This window comes from uncultured Erythrobacter sp. (assembly GCF_947502395.1).
Lineage (GTDB): Bacteria > Pseudomonadota > Alphaproteobacteria > Sphingomonadales > Sphingomonadaceae > Erythrobacter.
This window is the reverse complement of sequence record NZ_CANMZM010000003.1, coordinates 43792-66712: the sequence shown is the minus strand read 5'-3', so window position 1 is coordinate 66712 and position 22921 is coordinate 43792. Positions and strand designations below refer to the sequence as shown.

20 protein-coding genes are annotated in these 22921 nt (G+C 54.1%); 10 read left to right on the top strand and 10 right to left on the bottom strand.

What is annotated here, in order from left to right:
* Genes Q0778_RS11605 through Q0778_RS11595 form a run of 3 tightly spaced genes read left to right on the top strand, consistent with a single transcriptional unit; the run spans position 1 to position 3225 of the window.
* Entirely contained in the window at positions 1–756 is a 756-nt protein-coding gene (locus tag Q0778_RS11605; protein ID WP_298300708.1) for an ABC transporter ATP-binding protein, read from the top strand.
* A 38-nt stretch (positions 757–794) separates the two neighbouring features.
* On the top strand, positions 795–1784 hold the full coding sequence (locus tag Q0778_RS11600; protein ID WP_298336264.1) for an efflux RND transporter periplasmic adaptor subunit: 990 nt from the start codon (positions 795–797) through the stop codon (positions 1782–1784).
* A gap of 4 nt (positions 1785–1788) precedes the next feature.
* Positions 1789–3225, top strand: coding sequence for an efflux transporter outer membrane subunit (locus tag Q0778_RS11595; RefSeq protein ID WP_298336263.1), 1437 nt, complete (start codon positions 1789–1791; stop codon positions 3223–3225).
* Here Q0778_RS11595 and Q0778_RS11590 read toward each other — a convergent pair.
* Both Q0778_RS11590 and Q0778_RS11585 read right to left on the bottom strand, forming a co-directional pair.
* Positions 3222–3674, bottom strand: coding sequence for a MaoC family dehydratase (locus tag Q0778_RS11590; RefSeq protein ID WP_298336261.1), 453 nt, complete (start codon positions 3672–3674; stop codon positions 3222–3224). The two genes, Q0778_RS11595 and Q0778_RS11590, sit on opposite strands and share 4 nt — an antisense overlap.
* Positions 3675–3677: 3 nt before the next feature.
* Positions 3678–4757, bottom strand: a complete 1080-nt coding sequence (locus Q0778_RS11585) for a CaiB/BaiF CoA-transferase family protein (RefSeq protein ID WP_298336260.1) — start codon at positions 4755–4757, stop codon at positions 3678–3680.
* A 150-nt stretch (positions 4758–4907) separates the two neighbouring features.
* On the opposite strand from Q0778_RS11585, the gene Q0778_RS11580 reads away from it, so the two are divergent.
* The 5 genes from Q0778_RS11580 (at position 4908) to Q0778_RS11560 (ending at position 10592) form a co-directional block, all read left to right on the top strand.
* A complete protein-coding gene (locus Q0778_RS11580) occupies positions 4908–5366 on the top strand; it encodes a glucuronosyltransferase (RefSeq protein ID WP_298300695.1) in 459 nt (152 codons plus the stop codon).
* 50 nt (positions 5367–5416) lie between these two features.
* Entirely contained in the window at positions 5417–5845 is a 429-nt protein-coding gene (locus Q0778_RS11575) for a glycosyltransferase (protein ID WP_298337627.1), read from the top strand.
* A 543-nt stretch (positions 5846–6388) separates the two neighbouring features.
* Complete coding sequence (locus Q0778_RS11570) at positions 6389–7108, top strand: polysaccharide biosynthesis/export family protein (RefSeq protein ID WP_298336258.1); 720 nt, start codon at positions 6389–6391, stop codon at positions 7106–7108.
* 6 nt (positions 7109–7114) lie between these two features.
* On the top strand, positions 7115–9316 hold the full coding sequence (locus Q0778_RS11565) for a polysaccharide biosynthesis tyrosine autokinase (protein ID WP_298336256.1): 2202 nt from the start codon (positions 7115–7117) through the stop codon (positions 9314–9316).
* Positions 9317–9410: 94 nt separating this feature from the next.
* On the top strand, positions 9411–10592 hold the full coding sequence (locus Q0778_RS11560; protein ID WP_298336254.1) for a glycosyltransferase: 1182 nt from the start codon (positions 9411–9413) through the stop codon (positions 10590–10592).
* Between the two features lie 14 nt (positions 10593–10606).
* Here Q0778_RS11560 and Q0778_RS11555 read toward each other — a convergent pair whose 3' ends face one another.
* A complete protein-coding gene (locus tag Q0778_RS11555; protein WP_298336253.1) occupies positions 10607–11551 on the bottom strand; it encodes a glycosyltransferase family 2 protein in 945 nt (314 codons plus the stop codon).
* A 193-nt stretch (positions 11552–11744) separates the two neighbouring features.
* On the opposite strand from Q0778_RS11555, the gene Q0778_RS11550 reads away from it, so the two are divergent.
* The gene (locus tag Q0778_RS11550) at positions 11745–12011 is read left to right on the top strand and encodes a hypothetical protein (protein ID WP_298336251.1); all 267 of its coding nucleotides are present in this window, start codon (positions 11745–11747) and stop codon (positions 12009–12011) included.
* A complete protein-coding gene (locus Q0778_RS11545; protein WP_298336249.1) occupies positions 12011–14965 on the top strand; it encodes a hypothetical protein in 2955 nt (984 codons plus the stop codon). The genes Q0778_RS11550 and Q0778_RS11545 overlap by 1 nt, the downstream gene beginning before the upstream one ends.
* 41 nt (positions 14966–15006) lie before the next feature.
* Here Q0778_RS11545 and Q0778_RS11540 read toward each other — a convergent pair whose 3' ends face one another.
* From Q0778_RS11540 to rfbA, 7 genes are all read right to left on the bottom strand, one after another.
* Positions 15007–16452 (bottom strand): oligosaccharide flippase family protein, encoded by a 1446-nt coding sequence (locus tag Q0778_RS11540; protein WP_298336247.1) that lies wholly within the window; start codon positions 16450–16452, stop codon positions 15007–15009.
* A gap of 26 nt (positions 16453–16478) precedes the next feature.
* Entirely contained in the window at positions 16479–17618 is a 1140-nt protein-coding gene (locus tag Q0778_RS11535) for a hypothetical protein (RefSeq protein WP_298336245.1), read from the bottom strand.
* A 278-nt stretch (positions 17619–17896) separates the two neighbouring features.
* Positions 17897–19129 carry a polysaccharide pyruvyl transferase family protein gene (locus Q0778_RS11530; protein WP_366519545.1) on the bottom strand — a complete coding sequence of 411 codons (1233 nt, stop codon included), beginning with the start codon at positions 19127–19129 and terminating at the stop codon, positions 17897–17899.
* 114 nt (positions 19130–19243) lie between these two features.
* Positions 19244–20311: a dTDP-glucose 4,6-dehydratase gene (rfbB, locus tag Q0778_RS11525; RefSeq protein WP_298300667.1), complete on the bottom strand. Its 1068-nt coding sequence runs from the start codon at positions 20309–20311 to the stop codon at positions 19244–19246.
* Complete coding sequence (gene rfbD / locus Q0778_RS11520) at positions 20304–21161, bottom strand: dTDP-4-dehydrorhamnose reductase (protein WP_298300663.1); 858 nt, start codon at positions 21159–21161, stop codon at positions 20304–20306. Before rfbD ends, rfbB begins: the two co-directional genes overlap by 8 nt.
* Complete coding sequence (gene rfbC, locus Q0778_RS11515; protein ID WP_298300660.1) at positions 21158–21703, bottom strand: dTDP-4-dehydrorhamnose 3,5-epimerase; 546 nt, start codon at positions 21701–21703, stop codon at positions 21158–21160. The genes rfbD and rfbC overlap by 4 nt, the downstream gene beginning before the upstream one ends.
* Positions 21700–22629, bottom strand: a complete 930-nt coding sequence (gene rfbA, locus Q0778_RS11510) for a glucose-1-phosphate thymidylyltransferase RfbA (RefSeq protein ID WP_298336241.1) — start codon at positions 22627–22629, stop codon at positions 21700–21702. The genes rfbC and rfbA overlap by 4 nt, the downstream gene beginning before the upstream one ends.
* Between the last annotated feature and the right edge of the window lie 292 nt (positions 22630–22921).

The window sequence follows — 22921 nt, the reverse complement described above, 5'->3', positions numbered from 1 at the left end:
ATGAGCGATCTGCAACCTCAGCATATGGATACCACGGCGATTGGTGGATGCGCGCCTGATGCCGCGATCTGCGCGCGCGGGATTGTCCGGGACTTTCAGGCTGGCCAGTCCACCATCAGGGTTCTCCACGGCATCGACACTGATATTAAGCCGGGCGAGATGACCTTTGTCGTCGGAGAAAGCGGTTCGGGCAAGACCACGCTTATTTCGATCATGTGCGGCATCCTTTGGCCGACGGAGGGCGAGGTAAAGGTCTTTGGCACCGACATTTACAAGCTTTCCGACACCCAGCTCGTCAACTTCCGTCTCGAGAACATTGGCTTCATCTTCCAGCAGTATAATCTCATCCCGTCGATCGACGCGGCCGCCAATGCGGCCGTACCGTTGATTGCAAAAGGAATGGCGGTTGAGGAAGCCCGCGAAAAAGCAAAACAGCTGCTAGAAAAGCTCAATATCGGTGATCAGGCCGAGAAGCTTCCTAATCAACTGTCAGGCGGCCAACAGCAACGTGTTGCCATCGCTCGCGCTCTTGTCCACGAACCGCGTCTAGTGGTTTGCGACGAGCCAACGGCGGCACTTGATGCAAGCTCAGGCCGCCGCGTGATGGATCTTCTCCGCGAAGTTGCGGTCGCACATGACCGGGCCTGCATTATCGTCACCCATGACAACCGCATTTTTGACCTCGCTGACCGCATTCTTGTTCTAGAAGATGGCCTTGTCACACACGACGGGAGCGACATGCCAGATGGTCACTAACCCGCCCAATTCCACCCAACTGTAGCCCAGAGATAATCATGGCACTTTTTCCCTCAAACGTGAGCTTCTCCCGTCAAATCCTGCCGGTCCTGGCATTGATTGGCATTGCGTGTGCGGTTCTCTACATCGCCGTCGGCCTCCCAGACCGATCTATTGCGGCCCCGAACAAAGAGCCGCCGAAGGCGACTGATGAACTTGCGGATTCTGCTCGTGTTGCCGGGTCAGGCATTGTCGAACCCGCAAGCGAGGTGATCGATATTGGCTCCGCCTTGTCTGGGCTTGTGACTGATGTGCGGGTCAAGCCGGGGGACCGGGTAGAGAAGGGCCAGCCCCTCTTCTTGGTCGATGCGCGCTCGGCGCGAGCTCAATTGAGCGAAGCCAATGCGTCGATCGAAGAAGCTCGCGCTGCCATTGCTGAGGCACAGACCGCACGCAAAACCGCCACGACGCAATTGGCACTCTATGATGGGCTTTCCGACCCAGCCGCCGTCAGTCGCTCCGAGATAATCCGCGTCGAAGGCGAGGCCGAAGCAGCAACCAGCCGCCTGGCAGTGGCCCGCGCTCGGTTGAACGCTGCCCAAGCAAGGGCAAGCAGCGTGCGCACTGAAATCGAGCGGCTGACAATTCGCGCACCGATTTCGGGTGAGATTCTCTCTGTGAATGTGCGCCCCGGTGAATTTGTCGCAACCCAAGGCGGAGGCAATCGCGACCCATTTATGCAGATGGGCGAGACCAATCCACTTCATATTCGCGTGGACATTGACGAGAACGAGGCCGCCCGCGTCAAGATTGGTGCGCCGGCCATCGTCTCACCGCGCGGTGCAGCTGAACTTCGTGCCGAAGCCGAGTTTGTTCGCGTCGAGCCTCAGGTCGTTCCTAAACGTTCTTTGACTAACAGCGCTGCTGAGCGCGTTGACGTACGTGTACTGCAGGTGATCTACGCCTTGCCTCGATCCAAAGGTTCTGAAGCCTTCCGTGTTGGGCAGCAAATCGACGCATTCATCCCTGCGACCGACACGGGAGAGTAAACCTATGTCCACACTCCTCCCCCGACTGCTGCCGCTGGGCTTGGCCGCGGCCCTAAGTGCATGCGTCGCCGGTCCACCGCCAGAGATTGCTACGCCTGCACCGGAACTTCCTGCGGCATATGCACTCGCAGTTGATGAAGCGAGCGCCGCATCATTGGACGCGCTGCTTCCACAGGATGATCCGGCGTACGCATCTCTATCGCAAGCAGCTCTTGAGCGCGCTCCGACTCTCCTAGAGGCAATCGCTCGAATTGATGCCGCTCGAGCAGGTGCAAGGCGATCAGGAGCGGAACGCCTGCCAAATTTTGGAATTGACGCGAATATTACCGAGAACCGAACTAACCCCAATCAGTTCGGCGAAGACAACCCTTTTGTGCCGCTAATTGAAACAACACAGATCTCCTATGGCGCAAACATCACTGCGCGCTGGGATGCAGATCTATTCGGCAGACTGCGCGCGCAAGAACGCGCGGCACTTGCAAGGGTCGACGCGGCCAGCGCATCTGCATCAGCCGTGCGTCTTGCATTACTCGCCGAGATTGCCGGCAGCGTTGTCGACTGGCGCGCGCTGGATGCGCGCATGCAAGCGATAGAAAACGATGTAGCAGCCGCCATTAGGCTTGCTGACCTGGCCAAAACCCGTGAGGACGCAGGGATCGCCCCCGGCTTTGATCGGGTCAGAGCGGAGTCACAAGCCAGCGCCTCACGTTCTCGACTGGCCGCGCTAAAAAGTGAACGGGCGCGGCTGATCGGACGTTTAGTCACGCTAACAAGCTTGAATGGCTCTGACGTGGTTTCTGCCCTTTCCCGGCCAGGCTCGATGCAAAAACTGGATGCGACACCAGCGAATCTGCCATCGCAATTGCTAACAAATCGCCCCGACATTTTAGCTGCATCTGCTGAGCTTGCTGCAAGTGATGCAGAGCTTGCAGCCACGGCCCGAGCGCGGTTCCCACGCCTAACACTCTCAGGCGTCTTGGGGCTGCTTTCGTTCAGCCCCAGCGATTTCTTCGACGAAGATTCTATCGTGCGCACTTTGACCGCAGGAGTGGCGGCACCGCTTCTCGACTTTGGGCGCATCGAAGCAGAGATCGAAGGAGCTGCAGCCAACAAAAAGGTTGCATTCCAAGCCTACCGCGGCGCTGTGTTTCAGGCTTTAGGTGATGCTGAGGCCGCCTACGGTCTTGTTGCGGCAGCAGACGAGCAAGCGACACTTGCAGCCCAAGAACGCGACGAGTTAGAGCGCGCAGCGAGCCTTGCCAACGATCGTTACCAAGCAGGACTTTCGAGTTTTCTCGAGGTTCTCGAAGCTCGCAGGGCCGCCGATACAAGCGGTGAGCGCGCGGCCGCAGCTATGGGGGCGGCACAGCGTGCACGGATCGTCTTGTGGCAAGCACTTGGCGGCGATGCTTCGACCACTGAGCGCAGTAACTCAGCCTAAGCGCTGCTTTTCTTGAGCAGCGCTGACCGCTCGCAACGACAAACCACCTCATCGCGCTGATTGATCAACTCGTGTGTGAAAGTGACGACACCTGCCTCCGGTCGGGATTTGCTTGGTCGCAATTCCTTGACCTCGCTCTCTGCGCGCAACGTATCGCCGATGTAGACGGGCTTAGGTGTCACGACTTTGTCGAAGCCCAAATTTGCGACCAATGTGCCGAGCGTCGTATCACCTACAGACAGACCAACAAGCAGTGAGAAGGTGAAGGTCGAATTCACCAGAATCTGGCCAAAGCCGCTCTCCTTTGCCGCTTCTACGTCGAGGTGAAGCGGCTGGGGGTTGTGGGTCATTGTTGAGAACAGTAGGTTATCAGTCTCGGTGACTGTGCGACGAATGTCATGGCTGATCCGCTCCCCTACCCGCCATTGATCGAAAAACTTGCCCGCCATAACTCAGCTACTCCCAAGCCAGCTCTTGACGATTTCAGCACCATTGTCATCGCTGGAACGAACTTCGCCCGGAGTACGGCTGAAACGTGGCGCAGGGGCGGGCTGCATCTTGCCTTCGTGCTCCACGTAAGCCTTCCGTGCTTTCATATGTGGGTGGTCGTGTGCATCATCAAGCCCGACCACTGGACCGTAACAAACATCTGTGCCTTCAAGAATCTCGTTCCACTCGGCTTGGGTTTTGGTCTTGAACAACGCCGCCAGCTTATCAGCATTTTCGACCCAATTTGCCGGGTTCATCTGCCCATCAGCAAGCTCCGATGCGCCGATGCGCGCCACGAGTTCAGCGTAGAACTGCGGCTCGATCGAGCCGATTGATATCTCTTTGCCATCCTTGCACTCATAGCACTGATAGAAATGCGCAGCGCCGCCTAGCATCCCTGTACCGCGCTCATTGGTGCGGATCATCCCATGCTGTTGGCCAAAGAAAAAGCTCATGAGGCTGGTAACTCCATCGACGATGGCGGCATCGACTACCTGTCCTTTGCCCGAGCGTTCCCGCTCATAAAGCGCCGCTAGGATGCCAAACGCGCAGTAAATCGAACCACCGCCAAAATCGCCAATCAGGTTTTGAGGGGGAATAGCCTTTTCACCACGCTTTCCGACGGCATCCAATGCCCCGGTTATGGCTATGTAGTTGATGTCGTGGCCAGCCACTTTGGCCAGCGGGCCATCCTGGCCCCAACCTGTCATGCGGGCATAGACAAGACCTGGATTGGCAGCGAGGAGCTCATCGGGGCCAAGCCCAAGTCGCTCCATAACGCCAGGACGAAGCCCTTCGATCAGAACGTCCGCTTTGCTGGCAGCGTCACGGCAAAAGCTATGGCCTTCTTCGCTTTTGAGGTCGACTGTGACTCGGTGACGCGCGCGTTCAACCACAGGATTCATCACACCACTACCCGGACGATCGATCCGCACGACTTCAGCGCCAAGATCGGCCAGTAGCATTCCGACATGAGGACCTGGGCCAATCCCGGCAAATTCCATCACTCTTAATCCAGATAGTGGTCCCGCTGCAGTGGTCATTTGAGCGTCTCTCCATTCGCATGTTGCCTTGCGCTGCTGTTTGACGACAACCATCCTCAAGAGCAAGACGGAGATGACATTGACAGTGATTGCATCTGCAACTTAGGCCGGGAGAGAGTCAGGATACATCGGGAGGGTGCTCGGCGACGCATGAAACAGTCGAATCGCAAAGTATTGGCTGTCGCCTCGGGTGGGGGACACTGGGAGCAGCTGATGCTGCTGCGTGACACGCTTGAAAACTACGATGTGCGATTTGCAACGACTGACCTCACTTTTGCACAGCAACATGGGATAACGAACGCGGAAACACTGCCAGATTGCAATCGCAACACACCGCTTCGGACGCTCCTTTGCGCGCTGGTTGCAATCAAGGTCATACTCAAAAACCGCCCCAACATTGTGCTCTCAACTGGTGCTGCACCGGGCTACTTCTGCCTTCTTGCCGGGCGCTTGGTCGGTGCTCGCACACTGTGGATCGATAGCGTTGCCAATGGAGAAGAGCTTTCCATGTGCGGAAAGCTCTCAAAACGTACAGCCCATGAATGTCTCACTCAGTGGAGGCACCTCGCCGACCAAGATTCAGTCAAATATCGAGGTGCGGTCTTGTGATTTTCCTAACGATAGGAACGCAACTTGGTTTTGACAGGCTGATCGAAGCCATGGATCGAATTGCGCCAAGCTTTGGCATGGATGTCATCGCACAAACCGGAAAAGGCTCCTACAAGCCACAGAACTTGGAAGCGCGTGCTAGTTTCGCGCCGGCAGAGTTCGAAGCCCTGATTGAGCGCAGCAAACTGATTGTAAGTCACGCCGGAATTGGAACAGTTCTTACCGCACAGCGCTTTCAGAAGCCGATCTTGTTGTTTCCCAGACGCTTCGACAAAGGCGAACACCGAAACGATCATCAGGTTGCAACCGTTCGCCACCTGCAAGGTCGCTCGGGCATTCTCATCGCAATGGAGGAATCTGAATTGGTGGACCGCATCGCCCAAGGACTGGCAATGACCTCGGTGGGCACTGAACTCTCGCCCACCGCGAAGCAGCTGTGCCAAGCGATTGTCGGCTTCATCGAACAAGGGCGGCTTTGAACGAGTCCTTTTACCTGCGATGCTCCATCTTTCCGCGCACACTCCGCACATAAATCACTGCAGCGCCAATGACCGTTAGGGTTGCACCAATATCGCCCACCCAATTCAGTTTAAGTGGCTCGTTCAGCAGCCTGTCGAGGGCGTGAAACGACACCGTTCGTATAGAGATATTCGCCATCATGACCCCGCATGCCCCAACCGCTATTGTGATGGCGATGTTTCGGCGGCCTGATAGTCGCTGTGAGGCCCAATAGGACAAAGAGGAGCGCAACTGAGCACCACATACTGACGTGCTAAGCCTGCTCCCGCAGTCTGCGAGCTTCAAGAGCGCCACTCGACGCCGCAGCGATAGTGGAGCATTACCCTTCACCCAAACGACAAAGCAATGGGAGCCTTCAGGCCTGCGTAGCTTGCTCCTTGAATTAAAGACGCGAACCGCTGATCTGCTCGATATTTTCTTATCATTGTCGTATATTTAGCAAAGCAGTTGCACTAAGATCACGCGATCCCTAATGTAAAGTGGGAGTTGGGGAAAGGGCGGGCATGAACATCTCAAGAAACTTTGGCGCAATTATTGCGATTGCGGCCTTCGGTGTGACAGCATGTGCTTCAACACCCGCGCCGATCATTGGTGCGGCTGCCTCTCAGCCCCGGAACGACTTGGGCCAAGGGCTCTATGCGCAAACTCGCCTTGCGACGTATGCCCTGCGCCCTTCGGATCAAATCTCCGTCAACGTCTTCCGCGAGCCAGACCTGTCGCTTGCGGAGGTTAGACTTGGTGTCAATGGCGCGGTCTCCTTGCCTTTGCTTGGCACCATTCCCGCAGCCGGTATGACCTCGCGTGAGCTTGAGCAGGATATAACTAAAAGATTGCTTGCCGCTGGACTGCGCTCTCCGATGGTCAGCGTAAACATAGCAAACTATGCCTCGCACCTCGTTACAGTCGAAGGTTCTGTTGAGGACCCGGGCGTATACACTTTTCAGCCAGGATCGCGACTGTCGTCGGCCATAGCCATGGGAGGTGGCCCGACCCGGACCGCCAACACCGAGCAGGTAGCTGTTTTCCGGGAGAGCCCCGATGGTGTGATGGTCGCCCTGTTCGACTACGACCAAATGCGTCAAGGCACCATGCTTGACCCAATTCTGGCACCAGGCGATCGCGTCGTGATGGGCACCGATGGCCTTGCAGTTTTTTATCAGGAGTTGTTGAGAACGCTTCCTGCTTTGGCGGTGTTCGCGACTGTCGCTTTGGATAACAACTGAGCCATCATGAATGACCGCTCACTCATGTCGGCGCCTGGCCAAAATCCGCGTCAGGGTTGGGTTGACGCTCATATGCCCGATGGCCAAATCGGCCATTTCGAAGCTCCACGCGCTCTTTTCGATCTTCCCGCTATCCGGGGCATGCTCTACCGTCAGCGCTGGCTTCTGACAGGCGTTGTTATTGCCTCACTGATCGTCGGCTTGATTGTCACTATCCTGTCAACGCCGATGTACGAAGCAAGGTCCACCATCCGCGTGCAGCCATTTGGACAGTTTATCGTCGAAGGGCAGGATATCGAGAGTGGTATTGCCAGCAATCAGGTGTTCGATTTCCTGCAGACGCAAATTGCCGTAATTCAATCTCATAATCTTGCCAGCTTAGTCGCGCAAAACCTGAATCTTGGTGATCGGTCTGCTTTGCTTGGATCAGACTTCGATCAGTCTCGTCCACCCAATTTTAGTGACGAGCAGTGGCTTCAGGCAAGGAACAATGCAGCTGCAGGGTCGATCCAGCAAAACGTTATCGCCTCAATCCCGGACGATAACTGGATTATTACGATCAGCTATCGTTCCCCCGACCCCGTTCTCGCCGCCGAGCTGGCAAACGGCTACGCCGATGCGTTCGCGGAATCCGATACACGCAGTTCGATCGAGACAAACGAATATGCGCAGGGGTACTTGCTCGAACAGATCACATTGATCCGAGGCCGACTCGAAGAGGCTGAAGGGGCAGCGAATGATTACGCGCGTAGCGCTCAGATTATAGTCCAGCCAGGTGAAGGTGACGGTGCGGCGCCGACAACTCTCAACAGCACGAATCTGGCGACCGCCAATGCCCGTTTCTCAGCAGCGCGTGCTGATCGGATCGCAGCTGAGCAGAAGTGGCGCTCAATTGAGAATGCTCCTGCAGAACAACTTCCTGCTGTTCAGACAAATTCTGTCTTGCAAGGTCTTGTTTCAGAAAAGATCTCAAAGCAGACCGAACTTGTCGAGCTGCGGCAGCGTTACAATGATGAATTCCCTCAGATTCAGAACTTGCTGCAACAGATTTCAATCTTGGATAACCAAATCGAGGAGCGTGGCACAGCGATCAAGGCCTCCATTCGGAATGACTACATAGTCGCTCGAAATCAAGAACAGGCTCTTCAAAGTGAACGCAACAGCCTGACTGGTGCAACCCTGAGGGAACAAGATGACCAAGTGCGACTCAGCGTGCTGGAGCGCGAGGCAGAAGCCTTAAAAAGTCAGCTTGAGTCACTTCTCACCCGCTACAACCAGGTAAGCAGCGCTGCCACCGTGGATGCCGGGGCATTCGACAAGCTCGATAGCGCGGTTGTGCCCTCAACACCGTTCGCACCCAGTCTTTCGGTCAACCTCACTCTAGCTCTCGTTGCTGGCATCGCCTTGGCTGGCGGTCTAGCCCTTCTGAGAGAAGCTTTCGATGATCGGATCCGGTCGCTTGAAGAAGTCGAAGACAAGATCGGTCTGCCGTTGTTTGGACAAACGCCATATGTTGACGAAGGCGACATTGAATTGTTCGGTAACGACTTCAACCCCCTTATGGAGTCATACGCCTCCATACGATCGAGCATTGATTTCTCACTCTCGCGTGATCGCAATGTGCTTCAATTCACAAGTACAGAAGCTTCTGAAGGTAAGTCGACAACGGCGGTCATTTTGGCAGAGCTGTTCGCACGCATGGGCCGTAAAACTTTGCTGATAGACGCTGATTTACGTCGGCCAACAATCGCAAAATTACTCGATTTAGAGAAGCCAAAGCTGGGTCTGGTCGAAGTTCTGCTTGGACACACCGAGCTAGCGAATGCAATCATCAAAGGAGTTCATGAGAACCTCGACATTCTCCCAGTCGCCCAAATACCAGCAAGTCCAACCGAATTGCTAGCTGAGTCGTATATTGGCGAGCTTATTGCGAAGCACCGCAATGATTATTCTCTGATCATCTTCGACTCCAGCCCAGTCATGGGCCTTGCTGATGCTCCGATGTTGTCGCGCGTTGTTGATGGGACGATCTTCGTAATGGAGGCTAACCGGATCCAGTTTGGCAAGGCCAAAACGGCCAAAAGCAGATTGCAAGCTAATGGCGCTAAGATGCTAGGCGTAATCCTCACCAAATACCGCGCCTTGGAGGCAGGACAGGATTACAGTTACCAATACAGCTACTACCAATACGGCGAAAGCAACGAGTAGGGATTGGACCATTGGCGTCTCCAAGAACGACACCGTTTCTCTCTCCCGCTGAATCGCGCGCTCAACTCCAACCCGATCTGCCTCAGCGTTCGAAATGACGAGCCGAATTCTTCATGTGAGCGGAGATTTTCCTGATCCGATTGAGGCGTTCAAAACACCCGTCATCAAGAGTCTTCTGGAGTTAACCGCCGACACCTTTCAGCATGAGGTTATCTCGCTTAATCGAGTGACACCCAGCTTGCTCAGGCTTGCTTCCCTGCTGTTAAACCTGTCTGGCGATGGTGCATTGATTCAGAATGAGCAATTGTTCGAGTTTGGTCGATGCCTGGAGTACAACGCACCGGGGGGAGGCATTCTTCATCGGACCATGCTTGATCGCGTGGGCAGGCACCTTGCTAACATAATCGATGCGCGAGAATCGCCGATCGACCTGATCGTTGGGCACAAACTCACGATTGAAGGTATTGTGGTTGCCAAGGCTGCACACATAACCGGCATTCCCTACGCCCTCACGATCCAAGGCAACACCGACAGGCGGATCCTTGATGCTCGGCCAGATCTGCGCGGGCTCTTTCGTTCAATATACCAGGGGGCGAGAGCAGTCTCCACATTCACGCCCGTTGCGAAAGTTGCGATCGAAGGAATGCTTGGTACACGGCCAGACGGCATTGAGCTCATCCCTTGTCCTACCGAACTTGATGGTATTGTTGAGCCGCAGGACACGAACGGCAACGTCATCTCGGTCTTTCATCTCAAAAACCATGAAGTGAAAAACCTCAAGGGTCTCGCCGACGCGGCCGCACAACTTGTGGGCGAGGAAGCCGAGCGAAGGATCACAATCATCGGCGGAGGCAGCCACGCTGAACTCGCTCGCTGCAAGCTTCTAACTGCAAAAGCAATGCAAATCGATTTCGCGGGGCCAATTGAGCGCGACGCTATGCAATCCACGATGAATGAAGCTTGCGCTCTTGTGCTTCCTTCGCATGACGAATCCTTTGGATTGGTCTTTATTGAGGCGCTCTTCGCTGGTCTGCCAATCATTTACCCCAAAAACACTGCCATTGACGGCTATTTTGGCGATCAGCCTTTTGCCCAAGGAGTTGACGCGAGCAGTCCGAAAGCGATTGCAGAAGCAATCAATCGCGCGATCCGCGAAGAAAGAAAAATGAAGAAAGCTCTTACTGAATGGCAAAGGTCTGGTGCGGCTCAGTTCTTTACTCGCGCAAGAATCGCCGAAAGGTATGCAAGGGCCCTAGGAAGTGCCGTAGCATACTGAAGAAAGACTCCCGCTCAGTAGCCCTTCATCCAATCCTTGCGGGCATTCCAGATTTTCTCCCATTCAACGGCGGCCTCAGATTTTCCGAGAAAGCTAGATTGTATTCCAGATGCAAGCCTGCGATTTGCAATCCAGAACCACATCAGCACACGGCCAATCGGAACAAGTGCAGCGGGCCAATGGTCTTCTATCAGGCTGGCCCGAGCTCGCATCAGACTTATCTGCTTCTCGCTGCGCAGCTTGGTTGATGCACCGAGCAGATGCATGATCTGCGCTTCAGGCGTTATCATGGGAGAATAACCCAGTTTGGCGGCCCGAAGGCACATGTCGGCCTCTTCGCCATACATAAAGTACTTGCTGTCAAATCCCCCCAGTCGCTCCCAAAGTTCGCGTTTCAAAAGGAAGAAGCAGCCCACCACGATATCGACTTCGCGCACGCTGTCGCGATTCCAGCCCCCAATCGCCTCCGGGTTCCAAAAAGACGAATTTGGAAACAAGCGGCTGAATCCAAAAGCGCTACAGATTAAGCTCCATGGTGAAGGCTTTTTGCGGCATGACGCAGGATTTAGCGTGCCATCAGGAAACACCGTCCGCCCTCCAACGATCCCTGCCTGTGGGTTCGCTTTCCCGAACTGCAGCAGGTTCTCAATCGCCTTAGGATGAGTTTCTGTGTCAGGGTTGAGCAACAGTAACCACTCGGTCTTCGCTACTTTCGCCACGCGGTTGTTTGCCGCAGCAAAGCCGATGTTTTCGTCATGCGCTATGAGCTCAATCTCTGGAAAGCGCTGTGCAACCGCCTCGGCAGAGGCATCTATTGAGGCGTTGTCCCAAACAACCACCTGCATTCGCACATTCCCAGCATTCTCAAGTAAGGTTTCGATCGCCTTCAAGGTCAATTCGCGCGTATTCCAGCTCACTATAATGACTGTCACTTCAGCGCTTTGAGATGATGCAAGCATTTTTGGGCAGTGGACCTGTTCGCGATGTCGTACTTTTGCTCCTGACTATATCATTAAGCAAGGATTCTCAGACAGTCTCGAGCGATTGAAGTACCTTCGTACGACTTGGTCCACTTAGGCAACCAAGCAAACCAGCACTTTCCTACATCAAATGTTCTTTTTATGTTCCATGACTAAACTAAGGAGAACACCAATGCCCCAAGACCTTTTCTCAACCACTGATAGTGTAACTTCCCCTTCACGCGATTGGTTTGACATCGCGCCGAGCGACAATGCAGACCTTAGCTTTGTTCCAAAAGCAATCTTTATTGGTACTGGCGGCGACCTTGTGGTGTCCAGCGCGAGCTCCAACAGCGAGGTGATCTTTCGCAACGTGCCAAGTGGCGCTGTACTGGATATCCGACCCGTTGCGGTTCGTGAAACAGGCACCACGGCAACGGATTTGGTGGGGCTGATTTAATGGTCGGATTCGGTTTTGGAACCGGATTTGGCAACGGATTGTCGCGCTTTGCGCAGTTTGCGTCCAATCAACCGGTCAATCAGAGCTTAAGGCCAAGCAGCATTTGGGATGGCTCGCCCACAAGCGGATTTTCAAGCGTGCCCGCCGACCCTGCCCGCGCCACTGCAAAGCCTGTTTGTCGATTGCTCACCCCTCCCCGCCAAACAGTCAGGACAGCAACTGTCATTGGCGCCTTTGCTGCTGCCAACAATGGCGGGTCGCTAATCCCAAATCTTGGCCTTTCGCATGTGGACTTTCACTGTGAAGGCAATGTGAGCCGGGTGGATGCTCCCACCTTTCGAACTTTCGAGCGTGCAGATGGATCGACTTACGATCTGCTCGGCTGGTGGGTCACTTTGAGCAAGCCTTCTGGCAAAGAGGGGATTGCGGATGTCTATGTCGAAGCGGTGCCGAGCGATGGATCGATGCAATCACGCATGTGCGGCCCTTACAGCTTTGTTATGGCATCCTCCGAATTTGACTTTGACGTATCAGTCGCCGCTGGTGGTGGTGCAGACTTTTTCACTATGGAAGACGCATTTACCCACCTGCGCACTCAAAATGCCCAGCATCCACGCGTCCAAGTATTGGAAGCTGGCGACTACGAGCTTGGGAATGCCAATAGCCATACTCCTGCTGGCTGGTGCAGGATCGAGGCGACTGCTCCGGTAAAATTCATGCAAGCACCTCCGGCTTTAGAAGGCGATTTTGCCAGGATACGACCTGGCATGGACAGACTCCACTTCAAGGGCTCGGAGATCACCGTCGATTTCGCTAATTCTTTGGAGTTCTACACCGAGCTTGAGGAAGGTCAGCACTGGCTTGATGGCATCAACATTATTCAGAGCCGCGGGCGCGAAGACCTTTGGCGTTTGGCACCGCGCAATTTCATTCCAGCACTGTTTAGGCATGGAGCTTGGTTTACCGACTGCAGCATTTCGGATGTGAACGATGTGTTCGACAAAGCACCTCTTGTACGTGGATGCAAAACCTCAGCCACATGGGCTGATCTGGCTCAAGATTCACTTTGCTTTGTTGCCAACGAGGTCTTCGATCATTCAAGTGCAGCTTACTATACCAACGTCGACGCGATCAGCATTTCATATGTTGGTCCAGGCAATGCAACAGTCTCTATCCGGAACTCGCCACGCAGCTTAGTCTTAAGGGTCGATGGCTCTGATGCTGGAAGTTTTGTCTTTGATGGAAGTGAGCAAGCATTTCGGGATGACACAAACTACAGGGTGGCGAGTGCGACTGACTGGATCAATTCACAACCAAATTGGTCAGCCATGCTACTGGATGACACAAGGTTAGGCACATCGCTTTCTCCGCCGGGCACAACGAATGGCTTCGCGGTCGAAGATATCGCAGTACCAACAACGCTGCCCACCCATTTCGACATTCACTCGGATATATACCAGCTCCCGAATCTTCCCGATTTCCGCGAAAACACAGTCTTTGCCTTTAACCGCATGTGGCAGATTGATGCTCAGAACTTTTTTGTTCAGGCGAGCCCAGGCGTGCTGGACTGCGTTGTAATCGGGAATGCCCTGTACAACAATTTGGGTACCGCCGACGAAGAGTTACGATCCGATCTTGGCGGTATGATCAGCCATGGCGTATTCGCACACAACACAATGGCGACCCAGCGAGTGTCAATCCCAGCCGATGGGCAAGGCGGCGATGGCTACTCTCTAATTGCAAACAATATGGTCCTCCGCATGACTGTTAGAAACGGCGATTCAATTTCGCCTGCCTTGTCCGTAAACGACAACCATCTCGTACAGAGTGTCGGCCTGCCGGCGGGAAGCAACGGAACGTCAAGCGGCGGTGACAGCACATCATTGTTTATCGACGCGATAAACGGCAACTTCACTCCCTCTGGTCTCCTGCTTGGCAACGGTGTTGCTCCATCAATAGCAAGTGACCTTCATGGAACTGAATTCCCAGATCTCTCAACTAAAGGTGCCATCGCTGCATCTGCCACGCCAAGTTCAGGTGATCCCCCACCCTCGTGGAGCGTTGCCCCTTCGATCACTGGTATTCCCGAAATCGGACAAACCTTGACCGGCGATGATGGGTCAGTGGCCAATGGCATGATAAATGGTCAACAATGGCTTCGCAACGGCTTCGCTATCTCTGGCGCGGTCGGCACAGCTTACACATTGGTTGCCGCTGATGAGAATTCGCTTATCACATTTGCCGTAGAAGCAACTGGCCCTGGTGGGGCAAACTCCGCTGTGAGTCCGGAAATCGGCCCGGTCATTTTCAGTCCTTCTCCCACCCAAGAACCTATGCTCATTGACAGTGTCCAAGGTGCCGGGTCTGCCGGGTCTGCCACCGCATCAAATCTCGTCGCCACTGGTGATCACCGTCAAATCTTCGCCATGGTTGGCGCAGGAACAAGCGATGCAGTGAATGACATCTCCTGCTCGATCGTCGGAACCGGAGGAACCGTCGCAATGACTCGCGTGTTCTTTGTAGGCACACAGAACGTCGACCCGACCACTTCGCTCGAAGCCTTTGCCGGTTTTATCATTGAAGAGACAAATCTGCCCGGCGAAGGACCGTATGAGCTTGTAGCAACCGCCGCAGGTGCAAATGTGCCAGATAAAGTTGGCATTGTTGCAGGATCTTTGACGAACGCGCCTAAAGTACCAGTCATCGAGTTTGAACGAGCGGCCAATGTCACTGGAGCTGCGGTCGCCGATGGCACTCTTGTCCTAGCGGCCCTTGGCTCGAGCACAGCCACTAGCGGAGCGTCCATGACGGGGGCAATGCAAGTCGAGAACCTGTTTTCTTACGGTGACGGTATTCAGCTTGGCTGGACGATGGCTGAAAGTGGGCCCTTAACTGTGACAAACAATGTAACCGGAAGATCGGTCAGCGCACTTGTATTGTTCGAGCCGGGCTAGGACATCTTGCAGCCGCCTTTTTGAACCAACTTGCCGTGATCCTAGAGCGAAAAACGCTTGCGGACTTCCTCTAGGATCATGGTTTTCAATTCGGCAGGAGCGATAAAAATAGCGCCTATGAAGACGGCTGATGCTACTACCACCCCTGCAGCCAACTTGAATTCGGGGTTTGGTAAAAACTCGACGGTCGCCATAGCCATCAACAACCCGGCAATCGCCGGGGCTTGGGTGGTCCAATAAGTTCGGTTCCCAAAGTTCGATTTTGCGACAAGAAACAGGGCCTCAGCCATTCGTCTCAAAAGAAATGCAACTACGACACCCATTATCCCAAAGGCTTGTGCGGAATGAAACAATATGACCAGGTAGGGCAGGATTAATCCTATCTGGAATTTTGCAAAACGAGCCCCCTTGCCTTGCGACTGTAGGTAAACTGCCTTGGTCTGCACTATTGCACTCAGATAGAATGCGCACAGAAGCCAGGTTCCCACTTGCACCGAACTGGGGTCCAATTTGTCGCCCAGCCAAAGCCGAAGAAGTGGTTCAATCAGATAAATCATCCCGATAACCATTGGGGCAAAACAAGCAGACATGGCGATAGAGTAGTGAAACCCCAACTCATACGCTTTTGTACCATCAGACATCGACAAGCGCGGGAACAGAACTCTAACGAGCGATTGAGGCAGCAATTGCAGCCGGCTGATAATCTGAAAAGGAATCGTGTACGCAGCGACGGCAACTGCACCTAGCTGTACGCCTATCACCATCCGGTCCATCGTCAGAAGCAGCGGGGCGACGCTTGATGCGACCATGATCCAAACTCCAAATTGGAGCAAAGCCTTGGATTTGTCCCAAGTCACATACGCCGGCTGCCCACGAAGCTCAGAGCGCCAGAGATTGAACGAGAGCAAAGCGAGACCCAAGCAATATGCTGAAAGGCTTGCCCACATCAGAACAACCAAGCTTACCCCAAACACGTTCGCAAAAAGCAATGCCAGCACCGGTAAGCCGCTGTTGCTCACCATAGTCGCCAAGGAGGCACTCGGGAAACGCTCTTTGCCGACCAGCGCGCCATAGACAGCCCGTGAAACGCCACTTACAAAACTGGAGGCGCCGATGAGCCAGATTGAAGCAACCAGCTCATTCCTGACTGTGTCACTCACTTCAAAAAACTGCCCAAAAAAGACAAAGGCGATCACACTTGCGAAAATGGCTGTGATCGGGCTGATCAACAAGGCCGTCACAAGGCCTGTTGCCATCGAATCTCGCGCCGATTGTTGATCTCCTCGAGCGCGAGCAACTGCATGAGTAATTGCTGTTCCAACCCCATCGAGGACTTGCGCAGAATAGATCAATATCAACCAGCAAAGTGCCAAGGCTCCATATCGCTCAGCGCCGATTAGTCCCAAAAGGAATGGCAATGTCACAATCGTGACCAGCACGGGAACGATGCTTCCTGTAATCGAGAATAGGCTGTTCCGAGCAATCATGAATGTCAGCGAAGCCAGGTTACTTATCAGCGGTTATTCAATTGGAACTGAGTTTGCGTTTGTCGTACCATAGTACTGATGATTGGAATCTGCCGCCCGCTCGACTGCATAGTGGCCACCATGCAGGATGTTGAGACGCCCAACGCAATCATGAAAAAGACATTGGCTTCCGAAAAGAATGTGACCGTCATCGAACTGAAGATCAGAATCGTCAGCATTATATTCAGGCCAATAACAAGGCTGCGATCTGTCTGGGGAAGATAGGATGCCACGCGACCAAGAGAGAACATCAATACGATCACCGCGATAGCGAAAAGCACCGGAGTCATCAGACCGTTGCGAAGAGCCAATGACAAAAAGTGCGCGTCAATGGCATCTGTCAACCAAGCGGGCTTATTGTGTATGGAGTACCCAATTCCAAACAGTGGATTCTCCATGACCGTCTCTCCACCATATTTCCATTGCATGCGTCGAATATATGCAGTTGCTGGGTTCAAGGTAAATCGACCGATTGCGCCCACAACACCGCCTTTCAAAGCAATCTCGGCCAGAACTCCGTAGAACACGAGACCTACCGCAACATAAGGCCAGCGAAGGGGGCGAAGGTAGGGCAGAAACCGATCGAAACCAACCATCCCCAAAGCAAGCACGATCGCTATGAAAGCTGCGGATGAGATAGAAAAGAAAGCAGCTCCGCAAGCTATAGAGCCGATGACCAAAGCGCGCATGCGAATGCCGCTCATCAAGTAGAGCGGAAGCAATGAAGTCAAGATAACGGCACCCAAGATAGGGAAGGAAAAGACGCTGTAAGCTCGTCTCAACCCAAGACGAATCTCATAGAGAAGGGCCAGATTTCCGCGAGCAACGCCCGCCTCGTAGTTAACTGCATCCCCGAACAACGATGCGTAAAGTGGCCGTATTAGGAGCTGTCGGGACAAACTCTCGATTGCAAAGAAAGCTGCAGCGAACATCAATCCCGGAAGGATCAGAATCAGCACCCTGCGAAGATCATTCAGGTTTGAGATAGACCCGCGAGCGATAACATATGCCCCAAACGTGTCGAGAACGACTGCAAGCGAGCGAATAATCCCGGTTTTTGAACCATATAATCCCACGAATGAGATCACGATCCAGCTGCATCCCACTGCAACAAGCGCATCGACCATGGTGAACTTGCCAGCGACCCGAGGAGAGAGGAAAATTACCAGCGGCAAACCAACAATGATCGCAATCCGAAATGCGTAAAAGTTCAAGCCGCCTACAACAAGCTTCACTTCGATCGGGAAAAGCAGGAAAGAATATAGCAGCAAGACTACAGGCAGAACCCGCAGCGTGGGATTTATCCGCCCTCTGGCAAAAGACTCTTGTGGCCGCATTGGCCTTGCCAGCGGTATAAGCCTTAGGTCATTTGGGGCTCTCATATCTGTCTCTTGCTGCCTGCCCCTCAAAAGACACCCCGCCGCAGGCGCGCACGATGCCTCGAAACCAGCAACTTAGCGAGAAAATCCGACTTCTGTAACCACCTGAGGATCGTTCTCTTCGTCTCCCAATGCAATTGCCGGGTGGGTGCAGTGTCATGAAGGAGCACAGCGTCGATTGCTTCTTGGGAAAGACTACGCGCCTGTTCGTGCCGGATAGCCAGCTTATCAGCCAATTGATCAATGCCTTGCAATGCAAGCGCCGAAGCCTTTTGCCTAACCGCTTCGCGGTTCCGCCGAACGGAGTTCGCAAAAGTGGTCGCGATGCTCAGCATATCTCGAGCTATCCCATAGTCGATACCCGCCGCCAATAGCGTCTGCCGGTGCTTCCCATCCTCTTGGTCTTTTCCGGCATAAACCGCAAAAGGTGTGCCGAACGCAGCAGCCGTAACACAAGCGTGCAGAGAACTTGTGATAACGCCGCCACTCATTCCCAAAAGGGCGGCAGTCGCGATAACGCTTCTGCTTTGATCAGGCGGCGATTGGATCTGTCGTGCATCAACACCTGTAGCGATCAGAATCTGGCGTGCGGTCTCCAGAGTATAGTGATCATCCATGAAGTGGCACACAGGCACCATCAGGATCGGCATCTTATGGTTTTTGGCCACATCTGCCACTTGCTCACACCAGTCACGCAGATCATTCATAAGATAGGGTGCTGAGACATGTGCGGCCAGATAGCGGTTCGCAGCGAACCCTTCGGGCAACCATTTTTGTACTTCGCGTTCCCATTGCTGCGGTGTCAAAATAGTCGATAGCGCGAATATTGGATCTACTTGGACGGAAAAACGGTTTCCCAAGCGACGTGCTGTTACCTCATCGCGCACGCTAACCCCGGTTGCCGAGGAAAGCGCCCCGACAACCCCGGCTGGCACTTCAAGCCGAGCGTGCGGCGCACCCGCGCTGTGAACGAAGAAATCGATACTCCCGCGCGATGCGGCAACGGTGGGTCCAAGCCAGAGACGCGCAAAAGCGCTAAGCGTTGATCTCGGGAAATTGTATGTACCGCTGCTGTGTCCAATCCATAGGGCTTCGCCACCGCAAAGGATCAACGCATCCTCTTCAAATTCCACACTTTCGACCGTTTCTGGAAGTGCCTTGATCGGCCCATAGTCCATGATTTCGGCTGGCTTCGACGTAGGCGAGTAATAGCCGAACTCCAGCCCGCTCAACCGCTCTTCAAGCAGGTGCTTGTACACAACTGGAAACAAGCAATCCCCATAGTTTGCGACGTCAAATGTCCCGACAAAAGCTATCTTTTTCGGCGCTTCTTGTTTTGATTCTAAGTTAGTCAACAGGGCCCCCAGGAGGCCTTAGCATTTCCGGTGACCTGGCGATACCAATGGCCGCCACCACGCTTCATTGTCGAGATACCAGCGCAAGGTTTGGCGCAAGCCTTCCTCGAAACCACGCAAGGCCTCAAACCCAAGCATCTCGTGAGCTTTGGTTACGTCAATGGCGTAGCGACGGTCATGACCCGGGCGATCGGTGACGAAGGTTTTGAGTGTCTCGCTCTTGTGGCCATTGGCGGCTGGCGCATTTGGAAACCGATCGGCGAGGCCCTGAACCTCTACAAACGCTAGGTCGACTTCCCGGCAGATCGCATCGACAGCCTCAAGGTTCGGTAGCTCTGCCCCTCCTCCGATATTGTAAGAATGACCCGGCTCGCCCTTTTCAAGGCACGCCTCGATGCCGCGACAATGATCTTCCACATGAAGCCAATCGCGCACGTTCATGCCGTCTCCATAGATCGGCAAACTTTTCCCAAACAACGCGCTGAGAAAGAAGTTCGGGATCAGCTTTTCAGGGTTTTGGAAAGGCCCATAATTGTTCGAACAGTTGCTGGTTGTGACGCTCAATCCATAGGTATGGTGGTAGGCACGCACCAAATGATCGGAAGAAGCCTTAGACGCTGAATAAGGAGAATTTGGCGCATAGGGCGTAGTCTCGCTGAAAGCGGGATCCTTGGCGCGGAGGGAGCCATAAACCTCATCCGTGGAGATATGGTGAAACCGGTGCTCCCGACCGTCGCCCCTCAACCAGACTGAACGCGCGGCTTTGAGCAGTGAGTTGGTGCCAAGGATATTGGTGTCAATAAAAGCATCAGGACCTGCAATCGAACGATCAACGTGACTCTCTGCAGCGAAGTGGACAATCTTCTTGATCTCACGTTCGCTCAAAAGCTTCTCAACGAGTGCCGTATCGCGAATGTCGCCAACGACGATCTCGGCTGCCGGCGCATCTTTGATCGTAGAGCGGTTGCCCGCGTAAGTCAGAGCATCAAGTACGATGACTTGATCAGCCGGATGCCGTGCATTCCAGTAGTGCACAAAATTGCCACCAATAAATCCGGCCCCACCGGTCACAAGGATGTTAGCCAAAAGCTTTTTCCTCTCGAAGCATCGCGCGCAGATTTTCGCGCCACGGAGTATGCAAGTCTCCCAAAACTGCACGCGTCGCACTGCTGTCGAGAAGGGAGAAGGCTGGGCGCCTTGCGGGACTAGGGTAATCAGATGTGGCGATGGGTTTGATCGTTGGGATTCGCTTAATCAGCCCCAGCGCATGGGCTTCTTCCGCGATCGCCACTGCAAAGTCATACCAGCTTGCCTGACCTGCATCGCTATGGTGGAAAGCACCGAAGGCCCCTTTGTCCAGAAGGCCCCAAACTGTCTGAGCCAAACCTGTGGCCCAAGTGGGAGCGCTTACTTGGTCAGACACTATACTCAGTTCTTCACGCTCATTCATAAGGCGGATCATTGTGCGGACAAAATTCGTCCCGCCTGCCGCGTATAGCCAAGATGTGCGCAAAATGATGTCGCTTGGTCGAACATGTTCCTCACCCGCCAACTTCGTTCGACCGTATGCGTTGATCGGAGCACGAGTATCATCGGGTTGGTAAGCGTCTGTGGCAGTGCCATCAAAGACGAAATCGGTCGAAATATGAACCAACTTCCCGCCCGTCTGCTCAACAGCTTCGACCATCACTTTCAGAGCGTCTGAATTGATCGCAAGAGCGAGCTCTTCCTCTACCTCGGCCTTGTCCACTGCGGTATAGGCGGCAGCGTTGATGATAACCTCCGGCGCCTCGACGGCGAGGCGTGCCCGCAGCATGGCACTGTCAGATAGATCTACATCCTCAACGTCGATGTCACTAATCTCAGCTGTTTCGGGCGCAGTTTTTAGCAACGCCTTGCCCAGTTGACCGCCTGCCCCTGTGATAAGGACTTTCATGAGAACACCGGCACTTCTGCCAGCGTGAGACCCCTGGAGTCTTTCGCCGAGATGATCGGATCGAGGCCAACGATCGGCCAATCGATCCCGATAGCTGGATCGTCCCATGCCAGTGTGTACTCGAACTCCGGGGAATAGGGGGCAGTGCATTTGTAGAGGAAATCAGCATTCTCGCTGAGGGTTAGAAACCCATGCGCAAAGCCATCAGGCACCCAGAGCATGCATTTGTTCTCAGCAGAAAGCTCCACACCCGCCCATTTGCCAAAGGTGCTCGATCCCTCTCGAAGGTCCACCGCAACATCGAACACCGCGCCGTTGATGACACGCACAAGTTTGCCCTGTGAGACCGGATTCTGAAAATGCAGGCCTCGTAGCACGCCCTTTCTTGAACGGCTGTGATTGTCCTGCACAAATGTCAGATCGAGCCCAGCTTCACGAAAAGCGCTATCGTTCCAGGCTTCAAATAAAAAGCCGCGTTCATCAGACAATACATACGGTTCAATGACCAACAGACCTTCGATATCGGTTTCGATGAGTTTCACGGCAGGGGTCGCTTTTCCAGTAGAGCGAGAAGATACTCGCCGTAACCTGATTTGCGTAAGGGTTCAGCCAACTCTTCAAGCTGAGCATCCGTGATAAAGCCCTGGCGCCAGGCAATCTCTTCGGGGCAAGCGATCTTAAGCCCCTGTCGCTCTTCGGTGATACGTACATAGGTCGCTGCATCAAGGAGCGAAGCATGCGTTCCCGTGTCAAGCCAGGCAAATCCGCGGCCCATAATCTCAACCGACAGGGAGCCTTCCTGAAGGTACAGCTGGTTGAGGTCGGTAATCTCAAACTCGCCGCGGGCAGAAGGTCGCAATTCGCGCGCGCGGTCAATCACTGTATCATCGTAGAAATAGAGGCCCGTTACTGCATAATTCGACTTTGGCACGGCTGGCTTTTCTTCAATTGAGATCGCCTTGCTCGCGCTGTCAAACTCAACCACGCCAAAGCTTCCTGGATCGGTGACGCGGTAAGCGAAAATGGTTGCACCTCCTTCGTGGGCATTGGCGTTTCTCAGAATATCGGGAAGGCCATGTCCATAAAAAATATTATCTCCCAAAATCAGCGCGCTTGGACCGCCAGCCACAAAATCCGCGCCAATATGAAAAGCCTGCGCCAACCCCTCAGGTCGCGGCTGCTCTGCGTAGGACAGGTTGACTCCGAAACTTGATCCATCGCCGAGCACACGTTGGAATTGCGCCGCATCCTCTGGCGTGGTGATGATCAGGATGTCTTGGATCCCCGCCAGCATCAGCGTGCTAAGCGGATAATAAATCATGGGCTTGTCGAATATGGGCATCAGCTGCTTCGACAATGCTTTTGTCAACGGAAACAATCGCGTGCCCGTACCTCCTGCGAGGATGATCCCCTTACGCGATTTCGTCACGATATCAGCCCTAATTTTCCCCACCCCTCGAGCTCCCATTGGGCTTTGCAGCATGCTTGTGAGGGGTCAAGGTTTAACGTTTTCTTGTGACACATCCCTTCGCTAGCGCTGGAAAATGCATCTGTTTTATCGCATGAGTATGTAACGCCTACGGGGGCAGGCTGGCAAATAAGGGGGTCAATCTTGCCAATCCAATGAGCGAAATTGCGTCTCTCGGTGACTTTCTTGCCGGCTGCCTGCACAACATTCGCTCGGGATTGGATTCACCGTGGACCGTCGCAGAGGCAACAGATTGGCAAGACGTTTGGGACAGGGCCGAATGAACTGAAAG